The sequence below is a fragment of the Synergistaceae bacterium DZ-S4 genome, from assembly GCA_025943965.1.
GTDB lineage: Bacteria > Synergistota > Synergistia > Synergistales > Synergistaceae > Caenicola > Caenicola nitritireducens.
Window position 1 is genome coordinate 94,177 of sequence record JAPCWD010000008.1, and the last position, 26,257, is coordinate 120,433.

Below are 26,257 nucleotides of genomic sequence, written 5' to 3' on the forward strand. Positions count from 1 at the left end.
TCTGATCGTTACACGAGGTTTACGAGCTTTGCCTTAACTCCGTGTACCTCGTTCAGCTTCTTGTTGAGCTCTTCAGCGAGATCTTCGCCGCAGCAAAGCTGAAGGATAAGTATCCCAGACGGCGAGCAGGTATTGTCGCAGGTCTGGTCGTGGAGGCCGAGCCTTGTTTTGATATGGCATCCGTACTCGGTCAGTATTTTTTGTACCTCAACGGCGGTCGTCTCTCTCTGTTCGATCTTTACAGCCATTATCTGGAAACAATTCATGAAAAGATCCCTCCCGATATCCATAAGTTTGTATAATGTATGTGACGTATCTATGATAGCAGAATCAGAGGATCATGCCTGTTAACAGTATCGGACAGAAATGATCAAAATTTATCAAAATACTGACTTTCACATATTGCGTCGGAACATGCGCAGATAAACGCAAAACGGGAGATCTCCCTCGGTTTTATAAACCCTTGACGACTTGACAGCGACGGAGTATTCGTTATAATGTCTCTCGTGCTTCGGCAGAGGCAGTGTGAGGCGTGCGCCTGTAGCTCAGCCGGATAGAGCAACTGCCTTCTAAGCAGTGGGCCGGGGGTTCGAGTCCCTTCAGGCGCGCCACTTTGAAAACTGAACAAGCATTGAATGGTGAGCATAGCTCAATTGGTTAGAGCACTGGACTGTGGCTCCAGAGGTTGCGGGTTCAATTCCCGTTGCTCACCCCACTTTTTTGTTATGGATCGTTAGCTCAACTGGCAGAGCACCTGACTCTTAATCAGGGGGTTACAGGTTCGATTCCTGTACGATCCACCATTCTTTTTTTTAAATACCGTTTCTGCAGCTTTCTGCGTGGATCGTTAGCTCAACTGGCAGAGCACCTGACTCTTAATCAGGGGGTTACAGGTTCGATTCCTGTACGATCCACCATTCCGTTTATCCCAAACCAAAATAAATATTTTTGTTAAACATCCGCGGGCATCGGTTGCTGTCGTTCTGTCGCGCTTTACATCGCGGATCAGTCTTGTTATCCTCTGATCACAGCTGCGGACGATGACTGCTTTACGAGATCACAGGGAAGGGCCGGTGCATTATGGAAATACAGAAGGGGAACGGCAGGTTTTACATCAGCTCCGACGAAGGCGGCGAGGAAGCCGAGATAGTATTTGTCAGCCAAAGCAAAGACGTCATATCGATCGAGAGGACCTTCGTGCCCGAGGCCATGAGAGGCCGCAATATTGCAGGACAGCTGCTGCAGAAGGTCGTCGAGATGGCGCGCGCGGAAGGGCTCAAAATATACCCGGAATGCCCATACGCCCAAATGGTGTTGACAAGAGGAGACGAATACAAGGACGTGCTCTGGACGAACGATTGACCGCTTCGGCCGGCCTGTCCGACAAAAGATACGGGCAAAGCAGAGGGACTATGAGCGGCATTTCTTTATTGCGCTTTGAATAAAAGCAGGGTAAAATCTACCCTGTTCTGAACGCCGTTGGAATGCGAGAGTGGCGGAATTGGCAGACGCGCGGGACTTAGGATCCCGTGTCCATGACGTAGGGGTTCAAGTCCCCTCTCTCGCACCATCCCATATTTCCCTCCAAACAGGCTCTCCCTTATAATGTATATAATGATCCTTCGGACCAAATGATGTCAGGACCCTCGAAAAGGAGTGGCGGCCATGAGCATTGAAATAAAACGTATATACGACCAGACAGACGCCGGTGACGGCAAACGGATCCTGGTGGACCGGCTGTGGCCCAGAGGGATGACGAAGGAAAGGGCGGCCCTTTACCTCTGGATGAAGGATATAGCCCCCAGCCCGGCTCTTCGGGTCTGGTTCGGAGGCGATCCGAAAAAGTTCGATGAATTTTCACGAAGATACATGGAGGAACTGGATACGGACCCGACAAAACAGGGGGCTGTATCGCAGCTTCTGGAGATCTGCCGGAACGAAAAGCTGACGATTTTGTACGCATCAAGGGAACCTTTGATAAATCATGCGATCATCATAATGAATTATCTGCAGAAAAAACTGGCAGACGGCACCGAGGCAGGACAGGGCAGCCGGACATGAACGGCGATAACATGAAAAACGGAAGCGTGCGTCTCGCATACGCGGCGGCCTTCGGACACACTGTAATTACGGGGCTCTCCTTCATGTTCTCGAAGATAGGGCTGCTCTACAGTACCCCGTGGGACCTGCTCGCATACAGGTTCACCGCGTCTTTTGCCGCACTGATGGTGATGGTCGCCTTCGGATGGATCAGATTCAGCTTCACATGGGAAAGGATAAGAAGGATAGTCCCGCTCTCTCTGTTCTACCCCCTGTCCTTCTTTGCCTTCCAGACCTTCGGCCTTTTGTATCTGACCTCATCCGAGGCAAGCATCATACTTGCCACGATGCCCGTATTCACACTGATACTAGCTTCCTGTTTTTTAAAAGAGAGATCTACGCTGCTTCAGAAATTCTCTGTGTTTCTCTCTGTAGCGGGAGTCGTCTACATCACAGTCAACAAAGGCGCGGAGTTGAATTTTGCAAGCCTCATAGGAGTGGCGATGCTCCTCTGGACGGCCATTTCCTTTTCCATTTACAGCATAATGCTGAAAAAAGTGGCAAGGGACTTTTCCATAATCGAGATCACCTGCATCATGACCGTGATAGGCTTTATCTCCTTCAATGCGATGTCGATCGCAAGACATGTGATAAACGGGACTCTGAGCAGCTTCTTCGTGCCGCTCGCCGAACCGGGATTCATCATCGCCTTCTCATATCTCGGCATACTGTCATCACTGGTGACTTCGCTGCTGACCAATTACACGCTTTCAAAGATCGACGCCTACAAAATGTGTGTCTTCATCAATCTGAACACAGTCATATCCATCATTGCCGGAGTGGTCTTCCTCAAGGAAAATTTCTACTGCTACCACGCGATCGGCTCTGTTATGATAATCAGCGGCGTAGTGGGGACGAATTGTCTGTCCGGAAGGAATATCAAAAAATAAGACCGGACCTGCCGCGCATCCTCTTTTCCTGCTTACAAATATTTACTGTTTCGCCGGGCAGGAGTTTACTCTACTTACATTATCGTTTTATTATTTTCTAATAACAATATCTTTCTTGACAAATATTTCACACAGGATTATTTTATCCGGTGTTGAATTATCGAGTGGAAGATATGGGAAAATCCCATGCTGATCGTCCACGCACTCGCGCTGGCATGTCTGAACATAGGAGCCAACATCAGCTTCGGAAAGATCACGGGCAGCATCGCGGGCGTCGATTCAAACATTGACCACCTTGCGATCTATTCATCCCTTGCAGACATGGGATCTTCCTTCTTCGGAGGAGGTCCGGTCGAGGCAATAATCTCAGGGACGGCTACGGCTCCGAATCCGATCAGATCCTCAGTTATGATGATGCTTATCATGGCCGCGATACTGCTCTTCAAACTTCTCCCGACGATAGGGAAGTATGTCCACAGCGCTTCGATAGCGGGCTTTTTGTTCGTGCTCGGAACATTTGTCACATTCGCCACCAATATCCAGGGAGCCATCGCGTCAGTTCCCGCGGCAAACGGCCCCTTCGGCTTCTCTCCGTGGGGGATGGTCATCGGAGCAACTGTCCTTGTTTCAGCAAAATGGAATCCGTTTTTTGGACTTCTTGCCGGAGTCCTTATCAAGATAATATTTTCACTCTAGGAGAAGATCATGAACGAATATTATGAACTTAAGATATGCGGGCTCGTAAGAAAGCTGAAAAAGGTAAAGGTGGCTCCGGATCTCGTGATCGCGTCCTTCGTGATGCTTGGAGACACACAGCTGATCGAGAAGTGCGCGGATGAGCTTTTTGATAAGATGAAAGATATAAAGGATCTTGACATGCTGGTCTGCCCGGAAGCAAAGGGTATACCGCTAACGCATGCGCTGGCTGTGCGCCTGGGAGTGGATTATGTCGTGGCAAGGAAATCCGTAAAGGGATACATGGAAAATCCTATCACTTCCGAAGTCAAATCGATAACGACAAATGAAAAACAGATCATCGTCATCGACGAGATCGACGCAGCCAGGCTGAACGGGAAAAGCGTCTGCGTAGTGGACGACGTAGTATCCACCGGCGGCTCGCTCCGTTCCCTCGAGGCCGTGCTCGCGAAGACGGGATGCACGGTGATAAGCAAGGCTGCCGTCCTGCTTGAAGAGGGCGGATACAGCGGGGAAGACCTGATCTACATTCAGAAGCTTCCTGTATTCAAAGCCTAGATAATTACCTGACCGACAAGAGGAGGTACCGCTTTTTGACCGAAGCGGTGCCTTTTGTTGTTTGCTCCTTTTGCGTGATGTCTGCTCTGTTTGTGTTATTATTAAAAGTGCAGCTACGATACGCGGAGGATATATCAGTATGAAAAAGTTTTTAAGCGTGATGATCCTGGCAGTCTTTGCCGCCGTTGTTTCATGCCATGGTGCTGAGGCAATGACCGTGGGCGAATTTTATTCGCTGGCGAAAAAACATAAGCACATACAGCCATTTGCGGTGACAGTCCAGAGCGCCTGTGAAACGGGACACTGGACCAGCGAGCTCTGGATCAACGGATACAACGGGGCGGGGCTGAAAGTTTCGAAGGAATGGCTAAGCGCGAACAAGCCCTACATCACAAAAAGCAGCGTTGAGAGCAGCAAAGGAGTCTATGGGCAGGAGACCTCAAAATTCAGAAAATACGGCTCTCCCGAAGAATTTTTACGCGACTATGAAAAAAAAATCCGGGAGGACTATCCCAGATGCGCAAGGAACAGGGATAATATATGGGGTTATTTTGCCGGACTTTACGACGGCAAAAAGGGCAAATGGGCGACAGACCACAAATATTACGACAAACTTACTGTAAAGGCGATCAAGCTTGCCCCCGAAATTTACGGCTCAGAGTGGAAACAAAAACTTATCAGGGACTTCAAGGTCGCATCCAGGCGAAAATCTCTTACAGGCTGGCAGATCGATATCATCCGCAGCGAATTCAAAAAGGCCGGAGTGCTGTAGGAAGGCGCTTTGCGGAAACGAAGCCATGATCTTATATCAAAAAGCAGGTGTATTGAATGATACGCGGGATCGGAATAGACATCTGTGACATCTCAAGAATGCGCAAGGCTGTCTCAAGAGAAGGATTCTGCAGGCGTGTCTTCTCTGAAGGCGAGAGAGCCTATGCGGAATCCAAAGCGGACCCGGCGGCACACTACGCCGCGGCCTTTGCTGCGCGCGAGGCTTTGTCAAAAGCGACCGGTTGGGGGATAGCGGGGCTTGGGCTCAACTCCTGTTCGATCGAAAGGACCCCTTCGGGCCCAAGGTTCGTATTTGACGAGGAGGCGCTTTCAAAGTTCTCAAAAGAGGGGATCGACAACGTCTTCCTCTCTATATCCCATGAAGCCGGCATAGCAGTGGCAGTCGTCATACTGGAGAAAAACCGATAATGATGAGATATTACGATCCCGAAGACATACGGCAGGCCGATGTCCTTGCGACAGAGAAGTACGGCATCCCTTCGCTCGAACTGATGGAAAACGCCGGCACAAATGCCGCAGCGGAAGTATTGAAAAGGTATCCTGACGCACGCAGTATCCTCATCCTTGCCGGTCCCGGCAACAACGGGGGAGACGGTTTCGTTGCAGCAAGATGCTTTCTGGACAAGGGCCTCGACGTAAAACTTATCCTGTCTGCCGATCCCGGCTCTTACAAGGGCGACCCACAGATCAATCTAGACAGGCTGGTCAGATCATATGCCGGGAAATGCACTGTCCAATGTTCGAAAGATCTCACCGACGATGAGATCATCAGTTATGCAGATGACGCCGGCTGCGTGATCGATTCCCTTCTCGGCACGGGTTCAAAGGGGGCCCCGAGGGGGGAGGTCGAACGTCTGATCAGGCTGTGTGAAAATAATAGGGCAGTTGTAGCTTTTGATATTCCAAGCGGAATAGACCCAACAACCGGTAGAATTTACGACCCATGCGTAAAGGCGGACCTGACAGTCACATTCCTCGCGGCAAAAAGGGGGATGTGCTTCTCTCCCGCTTACGAGATGTGCGGGACTGTCGTGACAGCGAGCATCGGGATATCTCCCGACAAGGTCCTTGCCGACAGGAAGAGCATCCTCTCATTCGCGAAAGAGGATATCGTACCTTTGCTTCCCGAACTGCCAAGGGACATCCATAAGGGCAGCAGAGGAGGGGTACTCGTCGTAGGAGGATCCGTGAACTACAGAGGGGCGCCGCTGCTGGCCGGGCTCGGTGCGCTGCGTTCAGGTGCCGGACTTGTCGTCCTCGCGCTGCCCGACTTCATGATCGACGCTGCATCGCTCTTTCTGCCCGAAGCCATATTCGTGCCGCTGAGTACCAAAGGCGATGAAATAATTCCCGGGAGCGCCGCGGATGCTGTTGCGGCGTGGGAGAAAAGGTGCGGAGCCTGTGTCGTGGGTCCCGGCCTCGGCAGGAGCGCTTCAGCCGGATCGGTGGTCGAATGGTTCTGGAAGAACTGGGACAAGCCCCTCCTGGTCGACGGCGACGGCCTCTATTTCCTCTCAGCCGACCGCAGACCTATATACAGGGAAGATGCGGCGCTGACCCCTCACGGCGGAGAGGCCGCAAGGCTGCTTGGCATAACGCCAGAAGAGGTAAATATGTCCAGAACGGAAGCTGCTTCATCCATGCTGAGGATAGCCGGCAGCGTCCTGCTGAAGGGTATGGACACGGTCGTATGTTCCAAAGGCAGGGAGATCACGATAATCAAAGGGGGCTCTCTCTCCCTTTCCGTCCCCGGCTCAGGCGACGTCCTGAGCGGTGCGGCAGGGGCGTTTATGGCATCCGGCATGCCGATCAGCGATGCACTGCTCGCTGCGGCTTCGGCGCACGCGGCGGCCGGAGCGCTGTTGGAAGATAGGCACGGAGTCAGGGGAACACTTGCAAGGGAGATAGCAGATGCACTGCCTTTCACGCTCAGCTGAGAGAATGCGGATCACGACGTCCGGAGAAGAGGAGACCCGGCAGCTCGGAGCTTTACTGGGGAGGCTGGCTTTTCCGGGCCTTACGATACTCCTTCACGGGGGCCTTGGGATGGGCAAGACCGTCCTGACCCAGGGGATAGGCAGTTCGCTCGGTCACCGTGGGATCAAGAGCCCGACCTTCATCCTTGTATCAGAGCACGATGGAGATCTCCCGATGGTACACGCAGACCTCTACAGGCTGGATTCATACGTGGAAGCCGATGCCCTTGATTTTGAAAATTACATAGACAGCGGATGCCTTCTGGTCGTCGAATGGGCTGAAAGATGGCACACCCCGCCGCTGAAGGACACGCTGGACATAACTATAACGAACGGGGAGGACGACGAGAACAGCAGGACGATAACGGTCAGGGCACTGGGAGAGAGAGCCATAGAGATGCTTGGCAGGCTTTCGGACGAAGTTTCGAAAAACATTCGGTAAAAAAGAGGGAGATCATGAAGATCCTGGGAATAGACTGCACGACTAAATTTACAAACGTTGCCGCCGCATCGGACGGTGCCGTACTGGCCGAGGTGAGCCTCGAGCTCGGAAGGAAGCAGTCGTCCCTTTTGCCCCTTATAGTGGAAAGGGTGCTCTCGGAGAGCTCTATGAAGTTATCGGAGCTGGAACTTATAGCCGCTGCAAACGGTCCCGGATACTATACGGGCATAAGGACCGGGATAGCATACTCCGCAGCTCTTGCAAAAGGCCTTGGGATAAACATACTGCCCGTCTCGTCGCTTGAAACGTTCGTACATGACCTCAGGACAGCCGGCATACCGCTTGCCCCGATAATCAAGGCAAGACAAAACTGCATATACTGCGCGCTCTACTTTTCTGACGGAAGAGAGCTCAAGCCGTTTGTATATCCAAAGTTCTGTACGGCTGCGGAATTTGCCGATTTTCTGACGCTCTATCCCGAGACACTGCTGGTGGGGGATGACGTTGCCCTTTTCAAGGAGTTCTCGGTACTTCCGAACAATGTGCTGCCGAGGGCGACAGGACGCCCGGGACAGACTGCTCTGATCGGCGAATACCAGAAGCACCTTTCGATACCCCCTGAAATGATACAGGGAGCTTACCTGCGTGAACCTGACATCGGCCCGACTTCATAGATTTCATAAATATTGATGCTATTGTCAGAATATAAAGAATTTAATCTTTTCCTTGAATAAATGTGAAATCTTTGTCATAATACCCGAGGTTATGCCAATCGATACTATCAATGGTTGACAGACAAATATGATTAGATGTGGGGAAGGAAGGTGGGTTTTTTGGCGAAGAAGTTCGACATCGATGTAATGACCAAATGGTGCAAAGGATGTGGTCTCTGTATCGCTATATGCCCGAAGAAAGTTCTTGAACTGAGCGAGCAGGTTAAGTGTGTTCCTGTCCGCCCCGACGACTGCATTGGCTGCCACCAGTGCGACAACGTCTGCCCTGATATGGCAATAACAATTAAGGAGCGTGACTGACAATGGCCCAGGTTGAATTCTGGCAGGGCAACAAAGCGATAGCCATGGGTGCTATTGCGGCCGGATGCAGATTCTTCGGAGGTTATCCGATAACTCCCTCGACAGAGATCATGGAAGTTATGTCCGAAGAGCTTCCGAGACTCGGCGGTAAATTTGTACAGATGGAAGATGAGATCGGCGGTATCGCAGCTACGATAGGTGCTTCAATTGCTGGCTTGAAAGCAATGACAGGCAGTTCCGGCCCCGGTATCTCCCTTAAGCAGGAACTTCTTGGTTATGCATATATTGCGGAAATTCCTATGGTCCTTGCTGACGTTCAGCGCGGCGGCCCTTCCACAGGACTCCCCACAAAGGTTTCTCAGGCTGACGTGATGCAGGCTAAATGGGGAACTCACGGCGACCACGCAACGATAGCCTATGCCCCCTCTTCAATACAGGAGTGCTACGAGATCACGGTCAAAGCGTTCAACATGGCTGAGCGTTTCCGCCAGCCCGTCCTTGTCATGGCTGACGAGGTCGTTGGACACATGCGTGAAAAGATCGTCATCCCCGAGCCGGGATCATTCGAGATCGTGAACCGCAAGAAGCCCACGGTATGCCCCGACGAATTCGTCCCCTACAAAGCGGACGACGACGACATCCCTCCGATGGCGGCATTCGGTGACGGCTATCGCTGGCATGTAACAGGCCTTACAAGCAACGACTGGGGCTTCCCGACAAACGAAGCCGACGAGATCGACAAGAAGGCAAACCGCATCATCCGCAAGGTCGATCGCTGCCGCGACGAGATCGTCGAATTCAAACAGGAAAGCATGGAAGATGCCGAAATAATGGTCGTTTCCTACGGAAGCGTCTCACGTTCAGCGCTCCGCGCGATCCGCGAACTCCGTCTTGAGGGAGTCAAGGTCGGACATTTCCGCCCCATTACTCTCTGGCCCTTCCCGGACAAGGAGATCGCAGAGATCGCAAAGAGAGTAAAGCACATAATCGTTCCCGAACTCAACGCAGGACAGATGGTCGGAGAGGTAATCAAAGCCGCGGCAGGCAAATGCGAAGTCCATGCCAGGAACCTCATCAACGGCGAGCTTTACAAGCCTGACCAGATCATGTCCTTCATCAAGGAGGTGGCGTAACTATGCCCCGCGAAGATGTAAAGAAACTCCTACGCACGAAATTTATGCCACACATCTGGTGCCCGGGATGCGGACATGGGATCATCATGCACGCAATTCTCCGCGCGCTTGCAGATCTTCAGATACCAAAAGAGAAGATATGCATCTCCTCAGGTATAGGCTGCTCAAGCCGTATGCCCGGATACATCGATGCATGCACGCTCCACACAGCACACGGACGTTCACTCGCCTTTGCGACCGGAGTCAAGCTTGCTAATCCTGAACTCACCATTGTCAACGTAATGGGTGACGGCGACGGCACTGCCATCGGCGGCAACCACTTCATCCACGCCTGCCGCCGCAACATAGGCATCACGGCAGTCGTAATGAACAACAACATCTACGGCATGACGGGCGGCCAGGCCTCCCCGACGACACCGGAAGGCGCATTCGCGGCAACGGCTCCCTACGGTGCGATAGATCCTACATTTGACATCTGCAAACTCGCCGAGGGTGCAGGCGCGACATATGTTGCCCGTGCAACGGTAGCTCAGCCCGCAATGTGCGAGCAGATACTCAAAAAGGCCATCCAGCACCAGAAGAAGGGCTTTGCGGTGGTAGAGCTCGTCACCTTCTGTCACACACAGTTCGGCCGCAAGAACAAGCGCAGCCGTCCGATGGATAACATCAACTATCTTAAGGACAACTCAGTCATGAAGGCCAAGGCCGATACGATGACTGCAGAGGAACTCAAGGGCAAGATCATCATTGGCGAGTTCGTCAATATCGAAGACGCCCGCGAATACACTGAGCGCTATGACGAGATCATCGCCCGCGCGCAGAAGGCATAGGGGGTAACGGATCATGAGCCATCGTTTTGAAATTCGCGTTGCTGGATCCGGCGGACAGGGAGTCATCCTCGCCGCAGTGATCCTTGGTGAGGCTGCAGCACTTTATACGGAAGGCCTCAATTCGGTACAGAGCCAGGCATACGGTCCCGAAGCCCGCGGCGGTGCTTCCAAGTCGGAAGTAGTCTACGATCTTAATGAGATCGACTACCCGAAGGCAGCACATCCCAACCTTCAGGTTATCCTTACTCAGAAGGCAGCCGACCAGTACAGCCACGACTCAGCCAAGGGAGCCACGGTCATCTTCGATGACTTTTTCGTCACGGATCCCCCGAAGCTTGATGCCGATGTCTACCTTCTCCCGATCGTAAAGACCGCAAGGGAAAAGCTCGGCCGTGAACTCGTCGTCAACATGGTCGCACTCGGCACAGCAGCGAAGGTCCTTGAAGTCAAGAACCTGACAAAGCCCGAAGCGATCAAAAAGGCTATCCTTGCAAGAGTCCCCAAGGGCACAGAAGAACTTAACGAAAAAGCCTTTGAATACGGCTATCAAATGATGGACGAGGCAATGGCTGCAAGGAAGTAGAAACACATCTGATATAATTTCAGAGGGGGCGGGGAGATTTCCCTGCCCCTTTTTCTATACTGCCTTTTTGGAGGAATAACATGCTTCAGGGTGAAATAAGGAAATTTAAAATTACGGAGATAAACAACGAAGGAGAGGGCATAGTAAGACTCGGAGATGAACGCTTCGTTGTCTTTGTTCCCGATGCGCTTCCTGAAGAAGATGTCACATGCCGTATTGTTCAGGCAAAAAAGAATTACGCTGTCGCAAAGGTCCTTGAGCGCCATAATGACTCATCCAAGAGGATAAAACCGCTTTGCCCGGTTTACGGAAAGTGCGGAGGCTGTCAGCTTCAGCATATAGATTACTCGTCACAGCTTGAACTAAAGAGAAAGACTGTATATGACGCGATCAAAAGGATCGGGGGAGTCTCGGAACCTTCTGTTAATAAATGCATTCCTTCTCCCTCGCAGTGGGCCTACAGAAACAAGGCCTCTCTCCCCGTGCAGACCGGTCGAAGAGGGAAGTTTTCGGCCGGTTTTTATAAAAACAGGAGCCACGACATCGTTCCATTTGCGGGCTGTCCCGTTCTGCTTCCAAAGCTTGAGTCAAACGTCTGCTCACTTATAAACGATCTGAAGGATGCCGGATTTATAGGCTGGAACGAAAAAGAACGCCATTTTATTGGTTTTATAAGACATATTGTCCTTAGGTCGGCAAAATTCACCGATCAGAGTTTATGCGGGATCGTCGGGGGAAGACCCGCCGAAAAAAATGAGATCCGAAAGCTGGCAGGGATCGCAAAAGCACATTCCGATGACCTGACGGGCATGGTCTTCAACAAAAACACTTCGACCGGCAACTTTATATGGGGAGATGAATTCTCGACCATATACGGCACGCCCGTCATGCAGGAAAAGCTCGGAAAGTTCACTTTCAATTTTGAGATATCCTCATTCTTCCAGATCAACTCCGGGCAAGCCCTTGAGCTCTATAAATACGCATCAGAAGCCGCGGCCGGTGACGTATGCGGAAATATCCTTGAACTCTATTCGGGCGCCGGTACGCTTACCGCCTTTCTCTCAGAGCGTGCCAGACATGTAACTGCGGTGGAGGAGTGGCCTCAGGCTTCAAAATACATGAGGATCAACGCCGAACTGAACGGACTTGACAACATAACGCCCCATTCGGGCTCCGCCGAGGAAGTTGCGGAAGCCCTCTCCGGCGAAAAATTTGACACGGTCGTTCTGGATCCTCCGAGGACAGGTTGCGATCCGAGAGTCATAGCTTCGATCGTCAAAATAGCGCCGAAAAAGATCGTCTACGTCTCCTGCGGTCCCGCAACGCTCGCACGCGACATAAAGGGGCTTATATCCAACGGCTGGTCGATCGAAAACATCCAGCCCTTCGACATGTTCCCCCAGACAGGACATGTTGAGACAGTGCTTACGATGGCAAGGTCGTAAAAATCAGATAGGGAGCAGAGATGTCAATTATAAATAAAAGCCTTTTGCAAAAATTTGATTAGTAAATATTTGCTCATTCAAGTACGCTCCAAAAGCTCTGACACCCCCGACAGCTTTTTTCAAAATCAGCCGCATATCAAATTGTGCAAGTAACATTAAAAATAAAGAGGCCGCTTTCTTATCTGGTAATTTCCAGATATATTGTTATAATGTTAAATGATATACATTTTAAATAACGAAATAATTATTCAATTTGCAGAAAGCAACAAGTTGGTTATTAGAGGTATAAGCTGTACATTTACAGTCGAAGCTTCGCATCATGAAATAATATAAAATATATAGGGGGTAAGAAAATGATCAAAGTAGGAAGCAAAGCACCGACATTTACTGCGTCTGCATTTCATCAGGGAAAGTTTACAAAAGTGGATCTGGCCGATTATGCCGGAAAATGGGTAATGCTGTGTTTTTACCCGGGCGACTTCACATTTGTCTGAGGCACGGAAGTTTCAGCAGTTGCTGAAAAATACAGCGAATTTGAAAAATTAGGCGTCACAGTACTTTCCATTTCCGTCGATTCTCCGTTTGTCCATAAAATTTGGAATGATCATGAACTTTCAAAAATGATCAATAAGGATATCCCTTTCCCCATGCTTTCGGACCAGGGCGGAAAGATCGGCACTATGTACGGTGTTTACAATGAAGAATCAGGAACTGAAACACGGGGCCGCTTCATAATTGACCCCGATGGCGTGATCCAGTCATTTGAAGTGCTTACGCCGCCTGTCGGCAGAAACGTAAGTGAAGCATTGCGTCAGATAATGGCGTACCAGCTTGTTCGTGAGACCAAAGGAAAGAATGTAACTCCCAGCGGCTGGAAGCCGGGCAAAAAGGTCCTTTCCCCCGGAATTGGCCTGGTAGGCAATATCTGGAAAGAGTGGAGCGTCAAAGAAGCCTTTGACGACTAAACAATAGAAATACCCGGGACAGGCGCGAGCCTGTCCCTTTTTAATGCTTTTATTTACAACCCGAGAGTCATTTCCTCTATAATTTCATATGGACAGGCAAAAAAACTAAGATAGAGTAGAATCAAGTTCGCAATTTTGCTGAAGAAAAGATATAGCAAAGCCATTAGGGCTCCTTTAAACTAAATGTGTTCGAGACACTTACAAAAAGGAGAATCCCAATGGCTTTGAAAAAGAATAACACAGGACTTGAAGAATTGCTACTGCAGTGTCTGTCGGAACCCGACCCGATGCTTTCCATGCTGGACTGGCTTTGCAGCAGGCTCATGGAAGCAGAGATTTCAAATAAGGCAGGCGCGGACAAGAATGAACACTCTGAAACCCGTACCGGCTACAGAAGCGGCTATAGACCCAGAAGACTTGATACGAGAATGGGAACGATGTATCTGATGGTCCCCAAGTTAAGGACTGGCGGCTATATCCCTTTCTTCATTACGGAGCGCAAGCGCAGCGAGAATGCATTGATACATGTGATACAGGAGGCCTTTGTCCAGGGTGTTTCAACAAGGCGCATGGAAAAGCTGGCTAAGAGCCTTGGCATTGAAAGCATATCAAAGAGCCAAGTGAGTGAAATGACCAAAGGGCTGAATGACCAGGTAAGTTCATTTCGCACGAGGGATCTTTCAGGCACTACATATCCCATCCTCTGGACAGACGCTCTTTATGAGAAGGTCCGTGTGGACGGAAGAGTAATAAGCATGGCCGTGCTGATTGTGTGCGGAGTAAACAGAGAAGGACAGAGAGAGATACTGGCATTAGAACCGATGATGGAAGAATCCAAGGAGAGCTATTCACAGCTTTTCAGGAATCTTAAAAAACGGGGCTTGAGTGGACCTGTTCTGATAGTGTCGGATGCTCATTCCGGCCTGAAATCAGCAATAGCGGAAGAATTCCCGGGTGCTTCCTGGCAGCGTTGCAAAGTGCATTTCATGCGCAACATTCGGTAGTGCGGAAAATTTTGTGTAAACATCCCCGAGCCGGTCTGTAACCATGAATTTAGTGGATTCTTCGTTCAACAGAGCAGTTTCACCCTGTCGCCGAAGTGTATCACCAGATTGTCCATAATTGCCGGCCAATCACGAATTTGCTGAGTCCACTTTTCTGTTACCTGCATCGTAACCAAATATAGCATCTTCATCAGGGCGTCATCGGAAACGAAGGCGCTCTTTGTCTTTGTAACTTTCCGCAGCTGTCTGTTGAAATTCTCTATACTGTTCGTTGTGTAGATCATTTTCCGGATCTCAGGGGAATATTTGAACATTACTGAAAGTTCGTTCCAGTTATTCCTCCAGGATCGTACAGCAATAGGATATTTCTTCTCCCACTTCTTTTCAAGGTCATCCGAGGGACGGTGTGGCTGTGTCCCTCGGTATACGGAGAAAAGGCGGGTGTTTTATACACCCATTTCTAAAAATGTTTTTTGAATTTTTTCTTTGCGCCTTCGATTGATTTCCACGCAGCGTTTGGAGCGACGTCTTCGATACGGGCAATCTCATTTACTGATAAGCCGTCCGCTAACATTAATAAGCGGCGCTTTTGCGTTTCCGAAAGCTTGTCCAGCGCAGTGTTGATCCGAGCGGCGTCTTCTTCGCGTATCAAATCGGTTTCGGGTGTAGTGTCTGTCGCATACTCGGGTCCCTCATAATCGATAGCGTCGAGCGAATAGCAGTGGTAGCGCTCCTTGCGGGCGAGATTGCTCTCCTCGCGTCGTGATGCTGTTATGTAGTTGCCGATTTCCTCATTGACTTCAACTTCTGATGTGGTTCCGTCTGCGAATTTCCATTGAATTTTCATGCGTTGTGTCCTTTCCGCCTGTGTGCGGATGAGGGCGACAAGGACACATAAAAAGTCGGTGCTTCGATGTACACCGACCGTTACACCTGAAAAATGGGCATGACAAGGCACGGTGGGTACATCCGAGGCTCCGAACACGGCGTTTGCCGTGCTTGGAACTTCTTATGTATCCCGCCGCCTTAATGCGCATCTCAGGCTTTGAGATTTATTTTTCGATATTGGGAACGTCTACACGAATCGGTTTAAATGGTTTTATAACTTTTTTTGAACATTTTCGTGTAAAAGGATTGATTTTTGACTTGTTTTGTAATACAATGAAGATGTTATTTTTTACCTTCGGGCAGTCTCAATCTCCGATCCCTCTATCTGAGATAAGGATATCAAGACGCGACGGTACAAAAAATTACTCAGGGATGGTACATCTGGTACAAAGTCTGGTACAACAAAAGTGAGGTGGTTCGCATAAACGCATCTGAGTTTTTTAAGAAGGTATATCCCTACCTGAACAATCAAAAAAATCAAGGCGTGTTTGTTACGAATTGCTTCATCGCAGCCGGTAGCACAGTGTTTTCGCTACCGAGGCTCAAGACAAAGCAAACGAGCGACAACCTTGAATATCAGCGGATGCTTTATAAAGGTGGTAGGCAAATAACAACTGACATGAAGGCGAGCTTTCCTGACCCGTTTCCGTTAGATTCTTTATCTGAGTTCTTTGCCGATAATATAGGAAAAGATAGACTTCGCGATGTCATGACAGCTTTTGCAATACCTGTTTCTGCCGAGTCGGACAGGTTATTACTATCAAAATCACTGGCATATCAGTTCCAGCTGCTTATTCAGAGCGAAAGCAATGATGTCGATGATATCGTCGCTTTAAAATATCAACAATTGCTGTTAGAGCCTGACACGCAGCCTGTGAAGCGAATGACTCCGCTTTATCCGGGAGATAGTGCTTGGGTTCTTGAATGTAAGCCGCAGCGCTCTTATTCGGTTCACTGCTACGATAAATTCCAGCACACGTGGGTAATTCGAAATAATGGGACTCAGACATGGCGTGGTCGCAAACTCGTTTTTGCAAACTGCAATGAAGTGCGGCCAAAAGCTGATATAAACACCATTGATATACCGGATACACCGCCAGGTAAGGATATAAAAATAACCACAGACTTTGATGCCCGTGGTTCTGAAGGGAAATTCGATTGTGTTTGGGAGATGCAAGACAGCGATGGTGAAAACTGTTTCCCTAATGACATGAGGAAATTTAACATTTCAATAAATATAAAATTCAAAGCAGATTAACACAAGATACATGGAGGTTATTAGTGTGAGCGAAAACAATATAGAAAAATGGTCGACCTTAAAGGAAGTGCAAGAGTATCTTGGTGTTGGGAGGGAAACTATTTTGCAGTGGATTGCAAAAAGAAATATGCCCGCCTATAAGGTAGGCAGGCTATGGAAGTTTAAGCTGTCCGAGGTTGACGAATGGATACGTTCGGGTGGCGCTGCAGATAATTCCGACTCAATGGATTCTGATTAAGTCCAATTTATAGGACACTAGATAGATTATTATTAAACTGGGGCAAAGCCAGAAAAAAATCTAAAGATTAAGAAGTGAGGAGAAAACTATGGCGAAAGCAAAAAAAGAGGTAAAAGAACAGCCTGTCGAGCAGGTGCTTTGGGCTGCTGCGGACAAGCTGCGTAAGAATATGGATGCTGCTGAATATAAGCATATTGTTCTTGGGCTTATATTCTTAAAATACATATCGGACAACTTTTATGAGTTGTATCACAAACTTGAAGCGGGCGAAGGTGACTATGCCGGAGCCGATCCAAATGATCCTTATGAATATCGCGCGGAAAATGTTTTTTATGTTCCGCCGCAGGCGCGCTGGGATTATCTTCAGAGCCGCGCCAAACTGCCGACGATCGGTAAGGACATAGACGACGCAATGGACGCCATCGAAAAAGACAATCCATCCCTTAAGGGTGTTTTACCGAAAGAATATGCTAAAGAAAAACTTGATAAGCAATCGCTGGGTGGGCTGATAGACCTTATCAGCACCGTCGCGCTAGGCGATAGCGTGTCCCGTTCCAACGACGTCCTTGGCAGAGTTTACGAATATTTCCTCGGCCAGTTTGCCCTGGCAGAGGGTAAAAAGGGCGGGCAGTTCTACACACCCCGCTGTGTAGTTCAGTTGCTCGTTGAAATGCTCGAACCTTACGAAGGGCGTGTTTTCGACCCATGCTGTGGTTCTGGCGGTATGTTTGTTCAGAGCGAAAAGTTTATCGAAGCTCACGCAGACCGCTACAATGGCAAAGCAAAGGAAATCGATAAGCTGTTTGAAAGCGTTGTATCAGTTTATGGACAGGAAAGCAACCAGACTACTTGGCGGCTATGTAAAATGAACCTTGCTTTACGTGGCATCGACAGTTCAAACGTGAAGTGGAACAATGAAGGATCATTCCTTAATGATGCGCATCCGGATCTTAGGGCTGACTTCGTTATTGCGAATCCACCTTTTAATGACAGCGACTGGTCCGGTGAGTTGCTTCAGACCGACGGACGCTGGCAATATAGCCGTGAAACGCCGCCACCACCGAATAATGCAAACTATGCTTGGATTCAACACTTCATTTATCATCTGAATCCGAAGGGCGCTGCCGGTTTTGTTTTAGCAAAAGGATCGCTAACTTCAAAGACCAACGGTGAAGATAAAATCCGTAAAGCACTTATTGAAGCAGGTTTGGTGGATTGTATCGTTAACCTGCCTACAAAGCTGTTTTTAAATACACAGATACCGGCTTGCTTGTGGTTCCTTTCCCGTGCAAAGGAAAGCGACCCCAGCCACCCCCGCCGTGACAAGATACTGTTTATCGACGCGCGGAATATGGGTAAGCTGATAAATCGCCGCACGCGTGAACTTACCGATGAGGATATCAGCACTATTGCCGATACATATCATAACTGGAAGACAAGCGAAGGATATGAGGATGTACCCGGCTTTTGTAAATCTGCGCTTGTATCAGAAGTTGCCGCACTTGATTATGTTCTAACACCGGGACGTTATGTAGGATTGCCGGATGAAGAGGACGATTTTGACTTTGAAGAGCGTGTCCAAAAACTGTCGGTAGAGCTCAAGGGGCAGATGGAGGAAAGCGTAAAGCTGGATAAAAGGATAAAGGAGAATCTGGCGAAAGTAGGGATTGAGCTATGACAGAGTTTAGAGAGTGCCAACTGCGAGATATAGTTTGCTTTGGAAATGGTAAAGCTCGACCAAAAGCAGAAGGAAACATCCCGGTATATGGTGGCAACGGAATTCTTGAATATGCTGACCAATTCAATTATGATGGAGAAACAATTATCATTGGTCGAGTAGGTGCTTATTGTGGAAGCGTTTTTTATGAAAACAGACCTATTTGGATATCCGATAATGCTTTAGCAGCAAAACCTAAAGGGAGTAATTCTACCAAGTATTTATACTATTTATTGAAGTTATCGGATCTTAATCAACATGCTGAAGGTTCATCACATCCATTGATCACACAAACATTATTAAACTCAGTTGAGGTAATGTATTGTGAGGATGTAATTATTCAAAAAGCCATAGCGGAAGTTTTATCCTCGCTTGATGATAAAATCGACCTTTTAACCAGGCAGAATAAAACGCTAGAAGACTTGGCTCAGACGTATTTTAGAAAGTGGTTTGTTGAGGATGCAAGCGAGGATTGGGATGTCGTTCCTATTTCCAGTAAATATAATATTCTATTGGGAGGCACACCATCTCGAAAAATTGAATCTTATTGGAAAAACGGTACAGTAGGGTGGATAAACTCAGGTAAGGTTAACGATTTTAGAATACTTGAAGCAAGTGAATTTATTACTGAAGAGGCACTACAAAAATCTGCTGCTAAATTACTACCTGCCGGAACAACGGTAATTGCAATCACAGGTGCAACATTAGGGCAAATAAGTATTATTGAGTATTCGTTTGCCGCTAATCAATCAGTAATTGGATTAGTACCAAAAGCAGAATTATCAAACAATTTCATTTATTTGTGGCTAAAAGAAAATCTGGATGCACTTGTTAGTCGGCAAACAGGAGGAGCTCAACAACATATTAACAGTGATGATGTTAAAAGTTTTGAAGTGGTTGTTCCAAACTCAAAAATGGTGAACTTGTTTAGTATAGTTATCGATCCAATGATGGAAAAAATTTCACGAAACTGTTTTCAAATACTTATTCTACAAAAACTACGCGACACGCTTCTCCCGAAGCTAATCAGTGGTGAAGTGAGGGTGAAACAATAAGGAGGCGAAAAAATGGCAAAACTATGCGAATCTGCAATAGAAGAAATGGTTATTGAGGAGTTGCAGAGCCTCGGCTATACCTACATATCCGGAGTTGACCTCGCTCCGGACGCTCTGAATCCCGAACGCAGCAGTTACGGGGATGTATTGCTTCTGGGTCGGCTTCAGACAGCAGTGCACAAGCTGAACCCGACCATCCCCGCTGATGCCATTCAGAGCGCGGTTCGTAAGCTGTCGCGAATAGCCACCTCAAACTTACTCGCTGATAATGAGGAGTTCCATAAAATGCTCGTGGATGGCGTTCCTGTAGAATACCGCAACGACAGCGACATCAAAGGTGACACTGTTCGGGTAGTAGACTTCGATTGCCCTCTTAACAATGAGTTCCTCGTTGTCAACCAGTACACTGTTGTTCAGAACAACAATAACAAGCGGCCCGATGTACTCCTGTTTGTTAACGGTATTCCGCTTGTAATATTTGAATTAAAAAACCCCGCTGACGAGAACGCCACCTGCCACAAGGCATATGAACAGCTGCAGGCGTATAAGTTAGCGATACCGGGTTTGTTTACATATAACGAAATTTGCATTATTTCCGATGGTTTAGAAGCAAAGGCTGGATCCCTTACCGCGCCATATTCCCGTTTCAGTACATGGAAAACCAAAGACGGTATCAAAGAAGCCGCTAAATTTGACAACGAACTTTCAACCTTAATTCATGGGTTGTGCAATCCCACAACGTTGATTGACTACATCCAAAGCTTCGTGACCTATGAAAAGACACAAACCGAGGACAAGGTCACACATATAGTAAAGGTGGAGACGGTCAAAAAAATCGCTGCTTATCATCAGTATTATGCCGTCAATAAAGCATTGGAGCAGACAATCCGCGCCAGTGGTTATTCAAATAAATCTACCAATATGGTTCGGGAAGACCCTGCAAGCTACGGGTTACCCTCCGCTTCCGATCAGCCAAAGGGTGACCGTAAGGCAGGCGTTATCTGGCACACACAAGGCTCCGGCAAATCACTTTCGATGGTATTTTACACCGGTAAAATCGTCCGAGCCTTAAATAATCCAACCATAGTGGTCATTACAGACCGAAATGATCTTGACGATCAGCTGTTTGACACATTCGCAGGCAATAGCCAACTCTTGCGCCAACCACCCACACAAGCGAACTCCTGCGAAGAGCTGAAAACACTATTGAAGGTTGCGTCTGGGGGCATCGTCTTCACGACCATACAGAAGTTTATTCCGGATAACAACGAATCGGTTTATGAACTGTTGTCTGACCGTGACAACATCGTGGTTATTGCTGACGAAGCACATCGTACCCAGTATGGATTTAACGCTAAGCTCCGTGACATTAAAGAAAACGGCGAGGTAGTTGGTCAGCGGATTGCTTACGGTTTCGCTAAGTATATCCGTGACGCGCTTCCAAACGCCACATTTATTGGGTTCACAGGAACGCCTGTTGAGAAGCAGGATGCGAACACACCTGCTGTCTTTGGTAACTATATTGATATTTATGACATCGCTCAAGCAGTTGAGGATAAGGTTACTGTAAGGATTTACTACGAAAGTCGACTCGCGAAAGTCAATCTTACTGAGGAAGGAAAGCGCTTAATCGAGCAATTCGATGCAGAACTTGATGAGGTTGGCGAAGCTGACGAAGCGACTAAAGCGAAAATCAAGTGGGCGAAATTGGAAGCAATTGTCGGAAACGAGGATAGAATCCGTATTCTCGCCAATGACATTGTGACGCATTTTGAAGAACGACAGAAGGTCTTTGAGGGAAAAGCTCTCATAGTAGCCATGAGCCGCCGTATTGCGGTAGAAATTTATGATGCGATTGTTAAATTGCGTCCCGAATGGCACAGTGACGACCTAGACAAAGGATCTATCAAGGTCGTTATGACTTCCAGCAGCTCAGACGGTGCCGCAATCCAGAAGCACCATACGACTAAAGCACAGAGAAAAGCTCTTGCCCTCCGCTTGAAGGATGAGAACGATCCGCTGAAAATTGTCATCGTACGCGATATGTGGCTCACCGGCTTTGATGCTCCGTGTCTTAATACAATGTATATTGATAAACCGATGAAAGACCATAACCTGATGCAGGCTATCGCACGTGTAAACCGCGTGTTTAAGGACAAGCCTGGCGGTCTAATTGTAGATTACATAGGCATTGCCACAAACTTAAAAAAGGCTCTTGGTTTTTACGCAGAAAGCGGTGGCAAAGGTGTTCCGGCTGAAACACAGCAGAAGGCTGTTGAGATAATGCTTGAAAAGCTGGAGGTTGTGCGCTGCATACTCTATGGTTTTGATTACTCGGCTTTCTTCTCCAGTGCTGTTAAGGATAAGCTGTCGCTGATATTGCAAGCGGAGGACTTCATTCTTGGTTTGGACGATGGCAAGAATCGTTTTATCCGTGAAGTCTCGTTGTTAGGGCAGGCATACGCTCTTGCTAAGCCTGATCCTGCCACTTTTGAAAATGCTGAAGAGATTGCATTTTTCCAAGCGGTCAAAGCACGATTAACAAAATTTGAAACGGGCGGCAATGGAAAAGGCGAGAGTTATGATTCAGTTATACGGAATATCGTAAACTCTGCTATTTCTTCTGACCAAGTCGTGGACATCTTTGGTGCTGCGGGACTTGAAAAACCTGAACTATCCATTCTTTCGGAAGAATTCTTGAAAGAAATCGAAGGAATGAAATATAAGAATGTTGCCATCGAACTCCTAAAGAAGCTGTTATCTGATGAGATAAAAATACGCTCCAAACACAACCTGGCCAAATCAAAAACATTAATGGAAATGCTGGATGGCGCAATAAAGAGGTATCAGAACAACCTCTTGACAACTGCCGAAATTATCGAAGAACTTATTCGTATCGCTCGTGAGATTAACGCGGCTGATAAGCGCGGACAAGACATGGGTCTTTCTGAGGATGAGCTTGCTTTTTATGATGCACTTGAAACCAATGACAGTGCGGTAAAGGTTCTGGGAGACGACCAATTAAGGGCAATTGCACGGGAGATAGCCGATAAGGTCAGAAAGAACGCGACCATCGACTTTGCAATTAAGGAGACAGCCCGTGCACGTATTATGGTCATAGTTCGCAGAATACTGAACAAATATGGTTATCCACCCGATAAGCAGCCAGCCGCAATAGAGCTCGTGATGAAGCAAGCGGAAAACCTGGCAGATGTTTGGTCATCTCAATAAATTCAAAGGAGTAAGACGATGTCATTATTTATCTCGTACAATAGAGAACAAAAAGACTTTGCAGATAAGATAGAGTCCTCTGTCCGCACAGTTTGTCCTATCCTGCGCGATACAAATGACATTGCTCCGTGGGGTAGTATTGAGGAATTCATGAACCGTATTCGCCAAGCTGAGTATGCTGTGCTTCTCATTTCAGATGAGTATTTGAAGTCTATCAATTGCATGTATGAGGCCTGTCAGTTATACAAGGATGTTAATTGGAAAGCCCGCACTATGTATGTTGTGCTTGGAAATGCCGATCTGAATGTCTACACTGTAGCAAATCACGAACGTTACATACGATATTGGAATGACAAGAAAGCAACACTTGAAGAACAGATTAAGAGCTTGCCAGCAGAAAGTATTGATAGCATTACAGCAGAGATAAAGCGCGTAAGCGAAATCCTCCTGATGATCGGTGATTTTCTGAAAGCTATACGTGACACTAACAATATGCAACCAGAAAACACTATAGATGCAATCATTAGTTTTATCACAACCAAGTCTGTTTCTAAGAAATCGCATTTAAGGGATCAAACTCACGATGCTTCATCGAGTGTGTTGAAAAAGACGCTTAAGGATGCCGGTTTTGACGGTGTTTTCACAGAAGTATCACATGACGAAAAGCTGGGTTTAATAAACCCTTACCAGTTGCGCTTGTTTCAACTGAGCGTGGTTGACAATGCGTTCTCTTTCGATGCCCTAAAGAAGTTTCTATTGAAAAACATAGGTCAATACATTTACTCGCGGGAACGCATAAAGAAGTTTATGAATGATGATGAGATAACGCTCATTGGTCTGAAAGCAGTCGAATTGTTGCACTACCGTTGCAACGGCGATTTGACTTGGCTTGGTGACGAACTGGGTGACCTGATGCTGTATGTGTTTTTGGAACAGATACTTGATGCTCCAAAAGTGTTCAGTAAATTTGACACCCCGTCCGATGAATTACTGACGACCGGCACCAGCTGCGTTCATTTACTGCAGACCGGCGCGGAAATGCCATCTTTCCAGATGGTGTTTGGCAAGTCTCGCATCGTAGGAGATCCAAGGGATGCAATCGACGATGCCTTTATCACACTTGAAGCTATAAAGAATGATACTTCACGGGAAATCCGACTTGTAGAAAGCACAGCGTTTGATAAGGAGTTTGCACCGGAAGTTGCCGAACAATTAAAGAACATCATCATACCAAGCAAAGGACAAACAATTGCCCATGATACTGCGTTTGGCGTGTTTCTCGGTTACTCGTTGGGAATAGAAAAAAACCGCCCATCTGCAGAATTTCGCGAACTAGTAGCGAAAAAAATGCGAAAAGATATTCAAGCTCATGTTTCCTATATCATAGAAAAGATTAAAACTGCGGGAATGGAGTTCTACTCTTTTTACTTCTACTTTTTGCCATTCAATGAAGCGGATGAAGATAAGCAAGAGATTATGAAGTCCCTTCTTGGATTTAAGGGAGGGGTGCAAAGTGGCGAATAGGAACACTGTATCATTAGGTAATGTCATATTTGATGATATTGACAAGAATCCCTATCTTAATGAGTTGTATGAGAATATCTTATACAACTATTCGTTGCGCCTCTTTCAAATTAAGAGTGAATACAAGCCTGTAAATATTTCTGATGCTCTACGTTTTGCCGACATATTATAGTGCTCCCAAGAAATGAGACATGAAAAATATGACAGAACCGAATACAATGGTGAGATGAAGAAGAAAAATACCTATAACCCAGAATTCAAATCGAAGGTCGTACTGGAATTGCTCAGCGGACAGCACACGCTTAATGAACTTGCCGAAAAGTATCAAATATCACCAGCGACCTTGAGCAGCTGGCACAAGCAGTTTCAAGAGCATGCGGCTGAAGTTTTCAGGCGAGGTGCAACGGACAGTGTCCGGAAACTTGAGGCCAAAGAAGATGAAATCACAGTCCTGCAGCAGAAGGTTGGCCAGCTCACGATCGAGTGTGACTGGCTCAAAAAAAAATATAACGAAATATTTGGTCCCGAAGGAGCGCCTAAAACTCGTTTCACAAAAAAACAAAAAACTGACGGTTAAAAGGCAGTGCGAACTTATGGAAGTCAATCGCAGCAGTGTTTATAGAGAGCAGAGCCGAGATTTTTTTGATCCGACCCATGGAGAATCTCTGGAGAACCTAAACATAATGGAGATCATTGACAGAACGCATTTATCAAAGCCTGCCTGGGGATATCGCAAAATGGCTGACTATCTACGAAATCAATATGGCTGCAAAGTCAACAAAAAACGTGTACGCCGCCTGATGCGCCTGATGGATATTATCGCTCTGTATCCTGGGCCTAACCTGAGCAAACGGTATCATAAACAATATGTACGGCCATACCTGTTACGCAACCTTATAATTGATCATGAGGACCAGGTCTGGGGCATAGATATCACCTACCTGCCGTTTAAGAAAGGTTTTCTGTACTTGTTTATCATCATCGACTGGCATACTCGCCAAATCGTGGACTATGAGGTCAGTTACACATTGGAAAAAGAATTTGTCTTAAGATGTCTCCGTCGTGCTCTCTGCCATCGCAAACCGGAGATCATCAACTCTGATCAGGGCAGCCACTTCACCAATCAGGCCTACCTCGATCTGATGGAAAGCAACGGCGTAAGGATATCAATGGACGGCAAAGGCCAGGCGTTGGACAACATTCGCACAGAACGCTTTTTCCGCAGCTTGAAATACGAGGATATATACATCAACGAGTACATCACACCTAGGGAGATGATCAACGGCGTCGACAGGTACATGCTCGATTACAACATGATCCGCCCCCATGCATCGTTGGGGGGACTTACACCCAATGCTTTCTGCCAACAGCAGAAAACACACGCAGCATAATGAAAGGAGCTATTCGGATCATATGCAAATTCGTGTCTTGACATTGGGGGGCACTTTAAGATATAGCAAAGCCATTAGGGCTCCTTTATGCATACGCCGCGTCAAATTGAACACATTGACCGCGTGAGTTGAACACCCTCACCGCTCCAAACTGAACACTCCGACCGGACGAGTTGTACACCCCTCCACCTTTTTATTACCTCACTGAACCTCTATCAATATAATGCATTTAGCATCCATGTGATGCAAATACATTATTTGAGGAGGGGTCATTAGAGATGGCCAATTACAGGGAGATCCTAAGGCTTCACAGCCTTGGGATCAGCAACAAACAGGTCTCCGCAGCATGTCACTGTTCACGGACAACTGTCATAGACGTACTCAAACGTGCCGGGGAAACAAGCCTCGAGTGGGGATCCGCAAAAGACTTAAGCGACAAGGAGATAACAGACAGGCTTTTCCCGCCGGGGCTGCAAAAACCTTGCTACAAAATGCCGGATTACGGGG

General features: G+C 47.7%; 26 protein-coding genes, 5 tRNA genes and 3 pseudogenes. 31 read left to right on the forward strand and 3 right to left on the reverse strand.

All coding sequences use genetic code 11. The features are described 5' to 3' along the window. Positions 1-8: 8 nt before the first annotated feature. Positions 9-266: a hypothetical protein gene (locus tag OLM33_06655; GenBank protein ID MCW1713350.1), complete on the reverse strand. Its 258-nt coding sequence runs from the start codon at positions 264-266 to the stop codon at positions 9-11. Positions 267-534: 268 nt separating this feature from the next. Here OLM33_06655 and OLM33_06660 point away from each other — a divergent pair. The 22 genes and pseudogenes from OLM33_06660 to OLM33_06765 all read left to right on the forward strand — a co-directional run bounded on the left by OLM33_06660 (position 535) and on the right by OLM33_06765 (position 14,442). After that, positions 535-611: transfer RNA gene (locus tag OLM33_06660), tRNA-Arg, on the forward strand. A gap of 27 nt (positions 612-638) precedes the next feature. Next, positions 639-715: transfer RNA gene (locus OLM33_06665), tRNA-His, on the forward strand. Positions 716-727: 12 nt separating this feature from the next. Beyond that, positions 728-803, forward strand: a tRNA-Lys gene (locus OLM33_06670). A 38-nt stretch (positions 804-841) separates the two neighbouring features. Next, positions 842-917, forward strand: a tRNA-Lys gene (locus OLM33_06675). Between the two features lie 163 nt (positions 918-1,080). Further along, the gene (locus OLM33_06680; protein MCW1713351.1) at positions 1,081-1,362 is read left to right on the forward strand and encodes an N-acetyltransferase; all 282 of its coding nucleotides are present in this window, start codon (positions 1,081-1,083) and stop codon (positions 1,360-1,362) included. A gap of 124 nt (positions 1,363-1,486) precedes the next feature. After that, positions 1,487-1,570 (forward strand) — tRNA-Leu (locus OLM33_06685). 95 nt (positions 1,571-1,665) lie between these two features. Next, entirely contained in the window at positions 1,666-2,061 is a 396-nt protein-coding gene (locus OLM33_06690) for a DUF488 domain-containing protein (protein ID MCW1713352.1), read from the forward strand. Then, on the forward strand, positions 2,058-2,990 hold the full coding sequence (locus OLM33_06695; GenBank protein ID MCW1713353.1) for a DMT family transporter: 933 nt from the start codon (positions 2,058-2,060) through the stop codon (positions 2,988-2,990). The genes OLM33_06690 and OLM33_06695 overlap by 4 nt, the downstream gene beginning before the upstream one ends. Before the next feature lie 186 nt (positions 2,991-3,176). After that, positions 3,177-3,686 carry a hypothetical protein gene (locus OLM33_06700; GenBank protein MCW1713354.1) on the forward strand — a complete coding sequence of 170 codons (510 nt, stop codon included), beginning with the start codon at positions 3,177-3,179 and terminating at the stop codon, positions 3,684-3,686. A gap of 9 nt (positions 3,687-3,695) precedes the next feature. Continuing rightward, positions 3,696-4,244, forward strand: a complete 549-nt coding sequence (locus tag OLM33_06705) for a phosphoribosyltransferase family protein (GenBank protein ID MCW1713355.1) — start codon at positions 3,696-3,698, stop codon at positions 4,242-4,244. Between the two features lie 139 nt (positions 4,245-4,383). Continuing rightward, positions 4,384-5,016, forward strand: coding sequence for a glucosaminidase domain-containing protein (locus OLM33_06710; protein MCW1713356.1), 633 nt, complete (start codon positions 4,384-4,386; stop codon positions 5,014-5,016). Positions 5,017-5,072: 56 nt separating this feature from the next. Next, a complete protein-coding gene (acpS, locus tag OLM33_06715; GenBank protein ID MCW1713357.1) occupies positions 5,073-5,444 on the forward strand; it encodes a holo-ACP synthase in 372 nt (123 codons plus the stop codon). After that, positions 5,444-6,973 (forward strand): NAD(P)H-hydrate dehydratase, encoded by a 1,530-nt coding sequence (locus OLM33_06720; GenBank protein MCW1713358.1) that lies wholly within the window; start codon positions 5,444-5,446, stop codon positions 6,971-6,973. Before acpS ends, OLM33_06720 begins: the two co-directional genes overlap by 1 nt. A 4-nt stretch (positions 6,974-6,977) precedes the next feature. After that, positions 6,978-7,454: a tRNA (adenosine(37)-N6)-threonylcarbamoyltransferase complex ATPase subunit type 1 TsaE gene (gene tsaE, locus OLM33_06725; GenBank protein ID MCW1713359.1), complete on the forward strand. Its 477-nt coding sequence runs from the start codon at positions 6,978-6,980 to the stop codon at positions 7,452-7,454. Positions 7,455-7,468: 14 nt separating this feature from the next. Continuing rightward, positions 7,469-8,128, forward strand: coding sequence for a tRNA (adenosine(37)-N6)-threonylcarbamoyltransferase complex dimerization subunit type 1 TsaB (tsaB, locus tag OLM33_06730; protein ID MCW1713360.1), 660 nt, complete (start codon positions 7,469-7,471; stop codon positions 8,126-8,128). 159 nt (positions 8,129-8,287) lie between these two features. After that, positions 8,288-8,488, forward strand: a complete 201-nt coding sequence (locus tag OLM33_06735) for a 4Fe-4S dicluster domain-containing protein (protein ID MCW1713361.1) — start codon at positions 8,288-8,290, stop codon at positions 8,486-8,488. Positions 8,489-8,490: 2 nt separating this feature from the next. Beyond that, positions 8,491-9,621 carry a 2-oxoacid:acceptor oxidoreductase subunit alpha gene (locus tag OLM33_06740; protein MCW1713362.1) on the forward strand — a complete coding sequence of 377 codons (1,131 nt, stop codon included), beginning with the start codon at positions 8,491-8,493 and terminating at the stop codon, positions 9,619-9,621. Between the two features lie 2 nt (positions 9,622-9,623). Further along, entirely contained in the window at positions 9,624-10,451 is an 828-nt protein-coding gene (locus OLM33_06745) for a thiamine pyrophosphate-dependent enzyme (GenBank protein MCW1713363.1), read from the forward strand. A 13-nt stretch (positions 10,452-10,464) separates the two neighbouring features. Further along, positions 10,465-11,034 carry a 2-oxoacid:acceptor oxidoreductase family protein gene (locus OLM33_06750; protein ID MCW1713364.1) on the forward strand — a complete coding sequence of 190 codons (570 nt, stop codon included), beginning with the start codon at positions 10,465-10,467 and terminating at the stop codon, positions 11,032-11,034. An 80-nt stretch (positions 11,035-11,114) separates the two neighbouring features. Then, a complete protein-coding gene (gene rlmD / locus OLM33_06755) occupies positions 11,115-12,479 on the forward strand; it encodes a 23S rRNA (uracil(1939)-C(5))-methyltransferase RlmD (protein ID MCW1713365.1) in 1,365 nt (454 codons plus the stop codon). Between the two features lie 353 nt (positions 12,480-12,832). Continuing rightward, positions 12,833-13,444 (forward strand): annotated as a pseudogene (gene prxU / locus OLM33_06760) (thioredoxin-dependent peroxiredoxin). Positions 13,445-13,662: 218 nt separating this feature from the next. Next, a pseudogene (locus OLM33_06765) lies at positions 13,663-14,442 on the forward strand (IS256 family transposase). A gap of 71 nt (positions 14,443-14,513) precedes the next feature. On the opposite strand, the pseudogene OLM33_06770 reads toward OLM33_06765, so the two are convergent. Both OLM33_06770 and OLM33_06775 read right to left on the reverse strand, forming a co-directional pair. After that, positions 14,514-14,834: pseudogene (locus OLM33_06770) on the reverse strand (transposase). A gap of 74 nt (positions 14,835-14,908) precedes the next feature. Next, entirely contained in the window at positions 14,909-15,295 is a 387-nt protein-coding gene (locus OLM33_06775; GenBank protein MCW1713366.1) for a hypothetical protein, read from the reverse strand. 453 nt (positions 15,296-15,748) lie between these two features. Here OLM33_06775 and OLM33_06780 point away from each other — a divergent pair, with 453 nt between their 5' ends. The 9 genes from OLM33_06780 to OLM33_06820 all read left to right on the forward strand — a co-directional run. Beyond that, entirely contained in the window at positions 15,749-16,594 is an 846-nt protein-coding gene (locus OLM33_06780) for an NBR1-Ig-like domain-containing protein (protein ID MCW1713367.1), read from the forward strand. 25 nt (positions 16,595-16,619) lie between these two features. Then, positions 16,620-16,832, forward strand: a complete 213-nt coding sequence (locus tag OLM33_06785; protein MCW1713368.1) for a helix-turn-helix domain-containing protein — start codon at positions 16,620-16,622, stop codon at positions 16,830-16,832. 88 nt (positions 16,833-16,920) lie between these two features. Next, positions 16,921-18,510 (forward strand): type I restriction-modification system subunit M, encoded by a 1,590-nt coding sequence (locus OLM33_06790; GenBank protein MCW1713369.1) that lies wholly within the window; start codon positions 16,921-16,923, stop codon positions 18,508-18,510. Next, complete coding sequence (locus OLM33_06795; GenBank protein ID MCW1713370.1) at positions 18,507-19,604, forward strand: restriction endonuclease subunit S; 1,098 nt, start codon at positions 18,507-18,509, stop codon at positions 19,602-19,604. Before OLM33_06790 ends, OLM33_06795 begins: the two co-directional genes overlap by 4 nt. A 12-nt stretch (positions 19,605-19,616) precedes the next feature. Beyond that, positions 19,617-22,835 (forward strand): type I restriction endonuclease subunit R, encoded by a 3,219-nt coding sequence (locus OLM33_06800; GenBank protein ID MCW1713371.1) that lies wholly within the window; start codon positions 19,617-19,619, stop codon positions 22,833-22,835. An 18-nt stretch (positions 22,836-22,853) separates the two neighbouring features. Beyond that, positions 22,854-24,359, forward strand: coding sequence for an SAVED domain-containing protein (locus tag OLM33_06805; protein ID MCW1713372.1), 1,506 nt, complete (start codon positions 22,854-22,856; stop codon positions 24,357-24,359). A 184-nt stretch (positions 24,360-24,543) separates the two neighbouring features. Then, entirely contained in the window at positions 24,544-24,936 is a 393-nt protein-coding gene (locus tag OLM33_06810) for a transposase (GenBank protein MCW1713373.1), read from the forward strand. After that, positions 24,845-25,750: an IS3 family transposase gene (locus tag OLM33_06815; GenBank protein ID MCW1713374.1), complete on the forward strand. Its 906-nt coding sequence runs from the start codon at positions 24,845-24,847 to the stop codon at positions 25,748-25,750. Before OLM33_06810 ends, OLM33_06815 begins: the two co-directional genes overlap by 92 nt. A gap of 278 nt (positions 25,751-26,028) precedes the next feature. After that, on the forward strand, positions 26,029-26,257 hold a 229-nt coding region (locus OLM33_06820; protein ID MCW1713375.1), incomplete at its 3' end, for a hypothetical protein.